Here is an 11,832-nt window from a genome sequence, read left to right as displayed (position 1 = left end):
GGGAGTCTGGAGGAAAGTGATGATTTATGGCGATTGACGGCAGAAAAATTTATGAGGTTTATAACCGGCAGACTGGAGGTCTGCTTGCGAGAGGCAGCGTCGCTGAATGTGCCCGAGAGTTGGGCATAACGCCGTCTGGATTTCGGGCTGCTATAAGGAGCCAACGCAAATATGTTATCCGTCATGTAGAAACCGTGAGAAAAATTTACAGCGTGTACGATGATCACGCTGGCCTAATTTCTCAAGGGTCATTGCATAAGGTGGCCGAGGAAATGGGTTGCAGCGAAAGCACTGTAGAGCGCTGGGGACGCATTGGCAATACTCCCGGTATGACTGTTATGGTGACGGAAAAACTGGAGCCGACAAAAAAACGCATCTGCGGGAATGACAGAAAAGTGGTGGGAGTATGAGCGCTCAAATATCTATTCTGGACGAGATCATTGTTGATAATTTCGCTGGAGGCGGTGGAGCATCAACGGGAATTGAATTGGCAACGGGGCGGCCTGTGACCATCGCCATCAACCATGATCCGAACGCAATCCTCATGCACAAAACAAATCACCCTTTTACGGAGCATTATCAGGCAAGCGTCTGGGATGTAGACCCGGAAGAGGTATGCAGGGACCGCCTGGTGGGTCTGGCGTGGTTTTCCCCGGACTGCAAGCACTTTTCCAAGGCTAAGGGCGGAAAGCCGGTGGACAAGAACATCCGGGGCTTGGCCTGGATCGTCCTGCGGTGGGCCGGTACCGTGCGGCCCCGGGTCATCATCCTGGAGAACGTGGAGGAGTTCCAGACCTGGGGGCCGGTACGTCGTGGACACCCGGTAAAATCAAAATCCGGACAGACATTCCGCCGGTGGGTTTCCCAGCTGAAGGACCTGGGCTACGCCGTGGACTGGCGGGAGCTGGTGGCGGCGGACTACGGAGCGCCCACCACGCGAAAGCGGTTTTTCCTGGTGGCCAGGTGCGACGGTGCGCCTATTGTATGGCCGGAACCGACCCACGCACCGGCGGACAGCATAGAGGTGCAGAAGGGGGTAAAAAAGCCATGGCGAAGTGCAGCAAAGATCATCAACTGGTCCCTGCCCTGCCCCTCCATCTTTGACACACGAGAACAGATCCGGGAGAGATATGGACTTTCCGCCCAGCGACCGCTGCGGCCCAACACCATGCGGCGGGTCATCCGGGGTGTGGACAAGTTCGCCATCAAGAACCCATCACCGTTCCTGGTGGTGGTAAACCACACCGGAGACTTTCGTGGACAGGAAGCAGACGCGCCGCTCAAGACGGTGACAGCAAAGCATGGGTATGGTGTGGCGTCTCCCGTTATGGTGCCGCTAACCGTAACAAACACCACTAACAGCGTGGGGGCAGGAGCAGGCGACCCGATACATACGGTGACAACTGCGGGTAATCAAATGATGATCGCGCCGACGCTGACAGCTATTGGACAAACCGGGGGCGGTGAGCGGGGAAGAAAAATCACAGAGCCAACACACACCCAGGTTTCCAAGGCAGAGGAGTGCGTAATAGCACCGGCTCTGATCCAGTACCATACGGAGCAACCCGAGCATGTACGAGGGCAGGAAATCACTGGACCGATTATGACCATTGACTCTGCAAACCGCTACGGATTTACAGCGGCCAGTCTGGTCAAATATTACGGGAATGACCAGACTGGGCAGAACGTCAGAAGTCCGCTGCATACCATCACTGCCAAGGATCGGGAGGGCGTCACTCTGGCACACATGGCAAAGTTCTATGGAACAGAGTTTGGAGAACCGGTGACGAGGCCGCTGTCTACTGTGACCGCAAGCGGCGCTCATCATGGCGTAGTGACAATGCGGATTTCCAAGGCAGAGCCGGGCGTGGGCCTGGGGCATTGGCCGGAAATCCGGGACCTGCTGAACGAATACTGCGGGTATGGACTGGGACCAGATGACGTGATTTTGTTTGAGATCGACGGCACATCCTACTTTATGGAAGACATTGGATTGCGGATGCTGACGCCACGGGAGCTGTACCGAGCCAACGGTTTTCCCGATGATTACAGGATTGAGCGGGACTATACCGGCACAGTGTACCCGAAAACAAAACAAGTTGCCAGATGCGGTAACGCTGTCCCACCACCGTTTGCCACAGCTTTAGTGCGCTCCAACCTGCCAGAGTGGTGCGATTCGGAAATTCGCACAATGGAGGAACTTAAAAAAGCGGTAGCAGTATGAGCCATTTGGGGCGCAGTATCAAAGGATAGCGCATGAAATGACTATCAGAAAGTAAGGTGTAACAATGCGGTACAAATATATTACTTATCACGATCGACAGCAAATATCTACACGATATCTCAACGACGAGCGTGTGGCCGACATCGCTGCCGCGCTTGGGCTGACACTTGCAACAGTATACCGTGAGTTAAAGCGAGGCGAAACAGGAGCGCTTGACCACAACCAGCGAATGGAATATGACCCCGATATCGCACAGCGGAGAGTACAGGAAAATCTCAAACGGCGCGGGAAAACGTCAAAGTAGAGGTGAGCTAAATGTCTACAACTTCTTTTCCGTATTACTATGGCGTCCAGAGCGAACAATACTCGTTCTATCGTGTTCCAAAAATTCTTTTCACCGACAACAGATTTGCCAGCCTATCCACTGATGCAAAATTATTATATGGAATCCTGCTTGACCGAATGAGTCTGTCAAAAAAGAACGGATGGTACGACGCGCAGGATCGAGTATATATTATGTTTTCATTAGAAAGCGTTTCAGAAATACTCGGCTGTAAATCAGAAAAAATTATAAAATTATTTAGAGAGCTACAGGAAATTGGGTTAATTGAACGAAAACGCCAGGGTCTGGGAAAGGCATCCTTGATTTATGTCAAAAATTTTACTGGTGAGCAAGTTTTCAGAAAACCAAAACCATAACTTTGGAAAAACCGAAGTCTTGACTTCCGAAAAACCGAAGTCCTGACTTCCGAAAAACCGAAGTCTTGACTTTCGAAAAACCGAAGTCCTGACTTCCGAGAAACCGAAGTCTTGACTTCCGAAAAACCGAAGTCTTGACCTCGGAAAAACCGAAGTCCTGACTTCCGAAAAACCGAAGTCTTGACCTCGGAGAAACCGAAGTCCTGACTTCCGAAAAACCGAAGTCTTGACCTCGGAAAAACCGAAGTCTTGACTTCCGAAAAACCGAAGTCTTGACTTCCGAAAAACCGAAGTCTTGACTTCCGAGAAACCGAAGTCTTGACTTCCGAGAAACCGAAGTCTTGACCTCGGAAAAACCGAAGTCTTGACTTCCGAAAAACCGATGCTAATAAGACTGAAAGTTTTTTACCTGCCGAAAAGAAGTACTAAGCTCTGTATAAGTCAGTACAACGAATGGAGGTTGCAAAATGCACACAATCGCTCTAGCCAATCAGAAAGGCGGTGTTGGGAAAACCACCACGGCTGCCAGTCTGGCCGTTGGCCTTACGCGTCAGGGGAAGAAAGTCCTCCTGATCGATGCGGACGCCCAGGGCAATCTCACGCAGCTCCTGGGATGGCCGCAGCCGGACGGACTGCATCCCACCCTATCGACGGTCATGGGGAAGATCATCATGGACCAGCCCCTTGCGCCCCAGGAGGGCATCCTGCATCACCCGGACGGCGTGGACCTTATGCCTGCCAATATCGAGCTGTCCGCCATGGAGGTGACGCTGGTCAACACGATGAGCCGGGAAACGGTCCTGCGGCAATATCTCAGCACCATCCAGCATGATTATGACTACGCCATTGTGGATTGCATGCCGTCCCTGGGTATGCTGACCATCAATGCGTTGACCGCTGCCAACAGTGTTATCATTCCCGTACAGGCCCACTATCTTCCTGCCAAGGGCCTGGAGCAGCTTCTCAAAACGGTCATGCGGGTGAAGCGGCAGTTGAATCCCAATCTGGAGATCGGCGGCATCCTCATGACCATGGTGGACAAGCGGACCACCCTTTCGCGCGGCGTTATCGACCAGATCAGGGCGGCCTATGGAGGCCGGGTGTTCCGCAGCGAAATCCCCCGGTCTATCCGCGCTGCGGAGATCAGCCTGGAAAATACGAGCATTTTCGACCACGACAAGGGCGGTCATGCGGCCAGAGCCTATGAAAATTTTACACAGGAGGTGTTGCATCTTGGCAAGCAGCGTGAAAAGCATGGGCCTGACCTCGCTCGATGATCTGTTCATGAGCGATACGGAGCGGCAGCAGGACAGCCGGGAGAAAATTCTGACTATCCCCGTTAATGAAATCCACCCCTATGCCAGACAGCCGTACTCCATTGACCGTCCCACGCCCGATCTGGTGCGGCTGATGGACAGCGTTGAACAGCTGGGCATTGCGGAGCCGCTGATTGTCCGGCCCCGCGCCGAGGGCGGCTATGAAATCCTCTCCGGCCATCGCCGTGCCTACTGTGCCAGAACCGTGGGCTTGGAAAGTCTGCCGGTCATCGTCCGGGAGTATACGGACGATGAAGCGGATATCCTGGTGGTGGACTACAACATCACCAGGGAGGATTTGCTGCCCAGTGAGAAGGCCAGGGCATACAGCCTGAAGCTGGAGGCCCTGAAACGGCAGGCCGGACGACCCGCAAAAGAAAATGGGGACCAAGTTGGACCCCATTTATTCCGTGGAAAATCCAAAGATATTTTGGCTGGGCAGGTTGGGGAAAGCGCAACTCAAATACAGCGCTTTGTAAACCTCACCAAGCTGATCCCTCCCCTGCTGGAGCAGGTGGACCGCGGCATTTTGAAGGTCACGCCTGCAGCAGATTACATTTCCCACCTGTCCGACAAAGAACAGACAGCGCTGCTGGTCATCATGGAGCGCAATGAAATGTTCCCCAGTTTGGGACAGGCCAGACGCCTTAAAGAGCTGAGCCAGGAGGGGCGGCTGGACAGCAATGTTATGGAGGTGATTTTACGCGAAGAAAAACCGCTGGAGCAGAAAGTTACGTTAAAGAGTGATCGGCTACAAAAGTATTTCCCCAAAGATTACACACCCCGTCAAATGGAAGACATCATTATTAAGCTGCTGGAACAATGGCAGCGGAGGAGGAATCATGAACAGGAGAGATAACCATGAATCAAAAATCTTCTTTATCGGGCCGGTATCTGGATGATACCACTCTTTCGCTTAAAGCAAAAGGGCTGTTCTCCCTGATGCTGGATATCAGAGACAAGTGTGCAACAACTGATGCCTGGAATTGCACCATCCAAAAGCTGGCAGCCAAAAACCGTGATGGTACCGGTGCTGTCGGTAATGCTCTGCGAGAGTTGGAGGATGCCGGATATGTGGAACGACGGCGTACTTATAACGCCGAGGGCCATATTGCCGGTATGCAGTATATTCTACACAAAAATCCATTGCAGGATAATCCTGCAATGGATGATACAGAGGTAGAAAAATGAACAAGGTAAATGATGATTTAGTGATGTTCCCCACTTAATCATGGAGGTGATAAGAAGTGTCGCATATGCTGGAATTAATGTACCAGTATGATATTTTGCACCGTATCCACCTCGGACGCCGCAATCTGGTGGTATGTTATGACCACAGCGAATGTGAGAAGCCCTACATGACGTGCTATGCTGAGTATGATCGTTCCACTGGCAAGTTTTATTCCCAGGCAGTGAAAAGTGACAGCTATCTGGAAGTCATGAAAGTGTTTTTGGACCGTCTGCAAAAGCACCTGAAGGATGCGGAGACATTTCGCGCCAGCCGCCCCTGCCCGCTTCAAATGCTGGATTACCGGCACTGTCGGCCACGCGGTGAGGAGGAATCGCTTAAGGGCCAGCTGGTGATCCTCGATGCCAGAAAGTTGGAGCCGGAATACCGCACGGCTGATTGTCAGTTGTGTATTGCTCTCGAGGGAAATGGTTGCAGCCCAAACAGTCGATTTGGCGAGGTCTTCGTCCGCGAACTGTATTCGGACATACCATATTTTCGTTGTGCCGACGATATTTTGGGATTGGCAGACGTGACCAAACTCCCAGACTGGGCCAGGGACAAAATCCGTGAGCAGGAACAGCACCAGCCGAGAAAAGAATTGGAGGATAAATGATGATTCCTAAAGCAAGCTATGAGCGGCTTTCGAGATGTATCCCCTATGAGCATCTCTGCTTACTGGAAGATATTCTGGCTCGGTACACACCGCGGAATGCACGGGAGCAGCGGCTACAGGAGGAGCTGAAAGAAACTGTCACAAGCGCCCGCAGCTGGGCGCACCAGATAAATCGCACCGATAGGAGGTAAAAATGGCAAGTAAGTTACAGCTGGTTGCAGAGTTTGGCAGACAGAAAACTGTGGAATTGTCCTCTGTGCGTGGTCACTGGCAGCAGTATTTGAAAACTGCTTCCAGGATTTATAAATATCCCTTTTGGGATCAACTGCTGATCCATGCCCAACGGCCAGACGCCACAGCCTGCGCATCCATGGACATCTGGAACCGGCGCATGGGCCGGTGGATCAACCGCGGGGCCAACGGTATTGCTCTGATTGACAATAACAGTCCCACACCCAAAGTCAGATATGTTTTTGATATCTCGGATACCCACCCCGCTTCCGGAGCAGAGCCGATCGCAATTCCCGGCTTCTGGCTCATGTCCCCAGCTCATGAAGCGGCTGTGCTGGAACATCTCAGCAACAGTTATGGCCCACCATCTTACAGCGCAGCTCCCTTTGTGGAACAGGTGCAGGAGATCTGCGCCAGTGTGACAGATGACAATTTTGGTGGCTATCTGGAGCAGCTGCAACAGGCAAAGCAGGACAGTTTTCTGGAAGAACTGGACGAATTGAATCTGCATATCCGCTTCCGGGAGCTGGTGAGCAACAGCGTTGCATATGCGGTGCTGACCCGCTGCGGGTACGATGCCGACCGGCTTTACAGCCCGGATGATTTTGCAGCCATTCACGATTTTTCCACCTATGAAGTTATGACCATTTTGGGCGATGCCACCAGCACGCTTTCCAAAATGATGCTGACGGACATTGGCCGCACCATTACCAGTCTGGAGCGCGGCTCAAAATTTGCCAAAGCGCCGGACATGGTGTATGATGAGCATGAAAAGAACACCCCCTCTACAGAGCGAAAGGAGTTAGAGCATCATGGCAGAACTGACATACACGAAGATCGGGGACTATTACTATCCGGATTTGGGATTTTCTCCGGAGGAAGAGAACGCCCCGCCCCTGGGCAAGTACGGGATGCTGCACATGACCTGGATGCGGGAACACAATTCAGCCAAGTTTGGCCGGATGCTGCTGGGCGGCGAGCTGTACCCGTACCTGCGGGAAATCGACCGGCAGGCCCACGAGATGGTGGATCAGATCGTCCAGCAGATGGCGGAAGCCGAGGGCGTGAACGAGGAGATGAAGGCCAACGATCAGATGCGCTGGGTGGGCCTGATGAACAACTTCAAGGCATCGGCGGAGGAAATCGTCCTGCCCCAGCTGGTCTACGCATGACCGACCCGGAACCGGGCGATGCACAGCTCGGTTTCTTTGAACAACTGGATATTTCCCCCCAAGCGGAGTATGTAGAACCTACATCCTCCGCTTTTTTTATTGACCAGAACAGTATCGATCATATTCTGCGTCTGGGCAGCAATACGCACCGGCATCGGGAGCGTATTGTTGCAGCCTTTGAGGAACAGAAGTCCACTGCCGAGATCGCAGATATCCTTAAAAATCTGTACCATGGCGGCAACGGAATCGGCGGCGTTACTGCATGGTATGCTGAGGACGGCATCCATCTTTCTCATGGCAGGACTGCCCGTTACAATAAGTCCGCCCAGGTTATTTCCTGGGAGACCGCCGCTGAGCGAATTGGGCAGCTTTTGGAGAATGGGCAGTTTGCCACCAATGTGGAACTGACCGAAGCCCAGGGCTACGGTCCTGCCCTACGGCTTGCAGCGGATCGATTCCCTGCGCAGCCTGACCACCGAAAGTACCGCTGTATTGATGCCCTTTAAGGCCCAGGAAATCCAGGATAAGGGCGGCATTTATTATGGGAAAAATGCGGTTTCTGGCAATCTGATCATCTGTGACCGGAAAAAGCTCATGAACAGCAACGGCTTTATCTTTGGTGTATCCGGGTCCGGCAAATCCATGGCAGCAAAACAGGAATTCATTTCTGTTGCGCTGGATACCGATGATGACATTATCATTGTCGATCCGGAGCGCGAATACGGGAATCTGGTCAGCGCCATGGGCGGCGAAACAATCATTATATCCAATACCGGCGGCAGCAGCTATATCAATCCCATGGACATTTCCGCAGAATACGGCGAGGACAAGGACCCGCTGAAGCTCAAAAGCAGCTTCCTGATGTCGCTGTTTGAGCAGCTCACGGAGGGCAAAATTAAACCGACGCAAAAGTCCATCATCGACCGCTGCGCCGGTAATGTGTACCGAGAATACCTCAAGACTTTCCGGGGCGATCCGCCCACGCTGAAAGACCTGTATATCGACCTGAAGAAGCAGGTGGAACCCGGCGCGGAGGAACTGGCCCTGATCCTGGAGCTATTTACCACCGGCAGCCTGGACGTGTTCGCGCACCACACCAACATCAATTCCGACAACCGGATTCTCTGCTTTGACATTCACGACCTGGGCGAAAATCTCAAATCCGTGGGCCTGCTCGTGATGCTGGACGCCATTTATAACCGTGTCATCCGAAACCGGTCCAAAGGAAAGTACACGCACGTCTACATCGACGAAATTTATCTCTTTTTTGCTGCCAGCGGAGACGGCGGACAGGCCAGAATCAACCAATTCAGCTCTGAATTTCTGTATAAGTGCTGGAAACGGTTCCGAAAATACGGCGCTATGCTCACCGGCATCACGCAGAACGTCGAGGAGTGCCTGGAATCGGAACGCGGCAAATATATGTTCGGCAACAGCGAATTTATGCTGATGTTCAACCAGGCGGCCAAGGACCAGGAAAAGCTGTCTGAAATTTTGAAAATCTCCGACGCGCAGATCGCCTACGTCAACAACGCGCCGGTTGGCCATGGTCTTATCAAGGTGGGCAGCTCCATTGTCCCCTTTGTCAACGATTTCCCCAAAGATACCGAACTGTATCGCCTGATCAGCACCAAACCGGGCGAGGAATAGACGAAAAGGAGGAATCCATCATGTTGAATCACATTGTTCTCATGGGCCGTCTGACCCGTGACCCCGAATTGCGCCGCACCGGCTCCGGCGTGGCGGTGGCGTCCTTTACGCTGGCCGTAGACCGGGATTATAGGCCCGAGAACGGTGAACGTGAAGTGGACTTCATCAACATTGTTACCTGGAGAAGCACAGCGGAGTTTGTGTCCAGGTACTTTTCCAAGGGCCGTATGGCGGTGGTATCCGGACGGCTGCAAATCCGAAACTGGACTGACACGGAGGGCAGCAAGCGTCGTAGCGCGGAAGTTGTTGCTGACAACATCTATTTTGGCGATTCCAAAAGGGACAGTGACCAGGGCGGTGGCCAAAATAACAGTGGCCAGCAGGACTATGGCGCACCTCAATACGGCGGTGCGCCTGACCCTGGCTATCAACCTGACTACGGCGCTTTTGCCGCACAGCCGACGTCAGCAGCGGCCCCAGGTGACTTCGCCATCCTAGAGGACGATGACAGCGAACTGCCGTTCTGAAGAAAGGATAAACTGTTATGCCTGATCCAAAAACAAAAGAATCTGCGAAAAAGCCAAAAGTGAGATCCTCTGGATTTGTCTTGAAGCAGGCCGCATCCATCATCCGTGAGAAATATCAGCAGCAGAAAGAGCGCAACGCGCCGGAGCAGAAAGACCCTGCGCGTTACGCCACCGATAAGATAGAGAATGGGAGCAAACGGACGCTAAGAGCTGCGGATGCGATTGGCCGTACAATCCGAAAAAAAATAAAAGCGGAACGTCAGCAGCGGCGCAGGGAAAAACACGCGCAAAATACCGGCAACAGCCAGGGCAGCGGTCAGCCCCAATCGCAGCAGGCCACCCCCCAGGAGCCGCCAGAGCTTTTACCTGGACAAACTTCCGCTGAAACTGCGCCTGCTGCTCCCGCCCTTAGTGATGCTGCCGGTAATTTTTCTGCTGCTGTACAAGAGCACGTCCAGCAGCATATCCGACAGCCCGACACCCCCTTTACCGATCACGCCGATTTTCACAGCTCTGCACCAGACCATTGGCAACAGCATATTCCATCCAATGAATCACCCTCCAGGTTTCCAACGCCAGATTCCAGGACGGTCAATGAGAGTTTACAGGGCCGAGAAAAAAATCCAGCGCAGAGCAAACAGGCAGCAGCTCAGGGCAGGCAGAAAGCGATTGGAGACGCCAAAAAAGCAAGGGAGCGCAAGGTTGAGCAACAGCGATTTACCACACGGGATCAGACACATCGAGCGGAAACAATTGGGCAGCAGAACTTCCGTGAACGCGTCGATGCGATACGAAGTGGTTCGGAGCAAGCCCTTGGTGGGAGCAGAACTGATACATTTACCACATTGGGTAAAAGCGGCGCTAAGAGTACGCCAGAGATAGACTCAATCTTGCGCGGATTAAAAAAGCAAAAACATTTTGAGTATGGGGCCAGCAGTGCAGGCAGAACACGTTACATTCAATCCTCCGGACTTCGTCCCAAACAGGGAACATCCCTCCAGAAAAAAACGCCTGCAAAACGAATATTCCAAAAACGTGTTTCCCCGGCCCAAAGGGCCAAAGCTGCAGCGCAGAAAAAAGCCCAGCGCGAAATGGCCAGAAAAGGCGCCCAGCAAACAGCGCGGGTGACAAAAGCAGTTGGGAAACTGACCGTTCGGGCGGTTGTCGCTGTCGGACGCGCCGTTGTGGCGGCGGTCCGGGGCCTGATTGCTGCCTGCAGCAGCGTTGTAGTGCTCATTGTGCTAGTATGTCTCCTGCTGATCGCAGCCATCGCTGCCTCTCCTTTTGGTATTTTCTTCTCCGGCGAAGGTTCCTCAGCGGATAGCGTCCCCTTGTCCGTGGCCATAGGGCAGATCAGTTTTTCATTTAATCAGACATTGGCAGACCTACAAAATGATGAGACATATGATGACGTAACCATTACTGGCAGTGCCGCTGATTGGGTGGAAGTCATCGCTGTCTTTGCAGTCAAAACTGCTGGCAGCAATGACGCCGACGCCACTGACGTTGTTATCCTGAATGCCGACCGTATCGACCGGCTGGAGGCAGTGTTTTGGGATATGACCGCGATCTCTCAGGAGGTGCGGGAAATAGAACATCCCGGTACGGAGGAGGAGGAAGGCTGGACGGAAACCATCCTGGATATTACCATCACAGCCAAAAGTGCCGAGGAAATGGCAGCAGAATATGACTTCACGGAGCAGCAGCTTGAAATGCTCCGGGAGCTGCTGGACAATCGTGCTATGATCCAGGACCTTATCGGTAATCTCGGACAAATCACAGCAGATGCAGAAGCCGTACTGGATCTTCTTCCGGAGGATATCACACTGGAACGTGAGGGTGTTGTCCGCGCCGCCTGTTCTCTTGTCGGCAAAGTGGGATATTTTTGGGGCGGAAAGTCCTATGTTTTGGGCTGGGACAGCCGCTGGGGACAGCTGCTGAAGGTCACGGCGGCTGGCAGCGTCACCACCGGTAATGGAATATCGATCAGTATGACAGGTACTTCTACTGTGCCGATGCGGGTATTCGCTTGTCGCCAGGACCATCCGGCGATTCGGATGTGAGCGATCAACAAGCGGACAGCCTAAGTTGTAGGCGCACTTAGGAGCAGCACAGAATAATGGTACTTCCAGAACGATGGACCCCCGCGTAAGAGGGGAAGCCCTGTGG

The 11,832-nt window shown here is 53.0% G+C and carries 14 protein-coding genes; 13 read left to right on the top strand and 1 reads right to left on the bottom strand.

Features of this window, described 5'->3' with window-relative positions:
* Positions 1-26: 26 nt before the first annotated feature.
* The 8 genes from ACTQ33_RS16625 (at position 27) to ACTQ33_RS16590 (ending at position 6,083) form a co-directional block, all read left to right on the top strand.
* Complete coding sequence (locus ACTQ33_RS16625; protein WP_441465615.1) at positions 27-410, top strand: hypothetical protein; 384 nt, start codon at positions 27-29, stop codon at positions 408-410.
* Entirely contained in the window at positions 407-2,224 is a 1,818-nt protein-coding gene (locus ACTQ33_RS16620) for a DNA cytosine methyltransferase (protein ID WP_441465614.1), read from the top strand. The genes ACTQ33_RS16625 and ACTQ33_RS16620 overlap by 4 nt, the downstream gene beginning before the upstream one ends.
* Positions 2,225-2,288: 64 nt before the next feature.
* Complete coding sequence (locus ACTQ33_RS16615) at positions 2,289-2,528, top strand: helix-turn-helix domain-containing protein (protein ID WP_441465613.1); 240 nt, start codon at positions 2,289-2,291, stop codon at positions 2,526-2,528.
* A gap of 11 nt (positions 2,529-2,539) precedes the next feature.
* Positions 2,540-2,923 carry a replication initiator protein A gene (locus ACTQ33_RS16610; RefSeq protein WP_441465612.1) on the top strand — a complete coding sequence of 128 codons (384 nt, stop codon included), beginning with the start codon at positions 2,540-2,542 and terminating at the stop codon, positions 2,921-2,923.
* A gap of 467 nt (positions 2,924-3,390) precedes the next feature.
* Positions 3,391-4,200 carry a ParA family protein gene (locus tag ACTQ33_RS16605; RefSeq protein WP_441465611.1) on the top strand — a complete coding sequence of 270 codons (810 nt, stop codon included), beginning with the start codon at positions 3,391-3,393 and terminating at the stop codon, positions 4,198-4,200.
* Positions 4,157-5,098 carry a ParB/RepB/Spo0J family partition protein gene (locus ACTQ33_RS16600; protein ID WP_441465610.1) on the top strand — a complete coding sequence of 314 codons (942 nt, stop codon included), beginning with the start codon at positions 4,157-4,159 and terminating at the stop codon, positions 5,096-5,098. The genes ACTQ33_RS16605 and ACTQ33_RS16600 overlap by 44 nt, the downstream gene beginning before the upstream one ends.
* A gap of 2 nt (positions 5,099-5,100) precedes the next feature.
* The gene (locus ACTQ33_RS16595) at positions 5,101-5,430 is read left to right on the top strand and encodes a hypothetical protein (RefSeq protein ID WP_441465609.1); all 330 of its coding nucleotides are present in this window, start codon (positions 5,101-5,103) and stop codon (positions 5,428-5,430) included.
* 65 nt (positions 5,431-5,495) lie between these two features.
* Complete coding sequence (locus ACTQ33_RS16590) at positions 5,496-6,083, top strand: hypothetical protein (RefSeq protein ID WP_441465608.1); 588 nt, start codon at positions 5,496-5,498, stop codon at positions 6,081-6,083.
* Positions 6,084-6,288: 205 nt separating this feature from the next.
* Here ACTQ33_RS16590 and ACTQ33_RS16585 read toward each other — a convergent pair whose 3' ends face one another.
* Positions 6,289-6,933, bottom strand: coding sequence for a hypothetical protein (locus ACTQ33_RS16585; protein ID WP_441465607.1), 645 nt, complete (start codon positions 6,931-6,933; stop codon positions 6,289-6,291).
* A 193-nt stretch (positions 6,934-7,126) separates the two neighbouring features.
* On the opposite strand from ACTQ33_RS16585, the gene ACTQ33_RS16580 reads away from it, so the two are divergent.
* The 5 genes from ACTQ33_RS16580 to ACTQ33_RS16560 are packed head-to-tail and all read left to right on the top strand — an operon-like array spanning position 7,127 to position 11,726.
* Positions 7,127-7,486: a TnpV protein gene (locus tag ACTQ33_RS16580; RefSeq protein ID WP_441465606.1), complete on the top strand. Its 360-nt coding sequence runs from the start codon at positions 7,127-7,129 to the stop codon at positions 7,484-7,486.
* Positions 7,483-7,992, top strand: coding sequence for a hypothetical protein (locus tag ACTQ33_RS16575; RefSeq protein WP_441465605.1), 510 nt, complete (start codon positions 7,483-7,485; stop codon positions 7,990-7,992). The genes ACTQ33_RS16580 and ACTQ33_RS16575 overlap by 4 nt, the downstream gene beginning before the upstream one ends.
* Positions 7,928-9,136 carry a VirB4-like conjugal transfer ATPase, CD1110 family gene (locus ACTQ33_RS16570; protein WP_441465604.1) on the top strand — a complete coding sequence of 403 codons (1,209 nt, stop codon included), beginning with the start codon at positions 7,928-7,930 and terminating at the stop codon, positions 9,134-9,136. The genes ACTQ33_RS16575 and ACTQ33_RS16570 overlap by 65 nt, the downstream gene beginning before the upstream one ends.
* Before the next feature lie 20 nt (positions 9,137-9,156).
* The gene (locus ACTQ33_RS16565) at positions 9,157-9,663 is read left to right on the top strand and encodes a single-stranded DNA-binding protein (protein WP_441465603.1); all 507 of its coding nucleotides are present in this window, start codon (positions 9,157-9,159) and stop codon (positions 9,661-9,663) included.
* 17 nt (positions 9,664-9,680) lie between these two features.
* Positions 9,681-11,726 carry a hypothetical protein gene (locus tag ACTQ33_RS16560; protein WP_441465602.1) on the top strand — a complete coding sequence of 682 codons (2,046 nt, stop codon included), beginning with the start codon at positions 9,681-9,683 and terminating at the stop codon, positions 11,724-11,726.
* Positions 11,727-11,832: the final 106 nt, after the last annotated feature.

It is taken from the genome of Candidatus Avoscillospira sp. LCP25S3_F1 (assembly GCF_052117125.1).
GTDB lineage: Bacteria > Bacillota > Clostridia > Oscillospirales > Oscillospiraceae > Avoscillospira_A.
The sequence above is the reverse complement of the archived record's forward strand: the minus strand, read 5'-3'. Positions and strand labels throughout refer to the sequence as shown.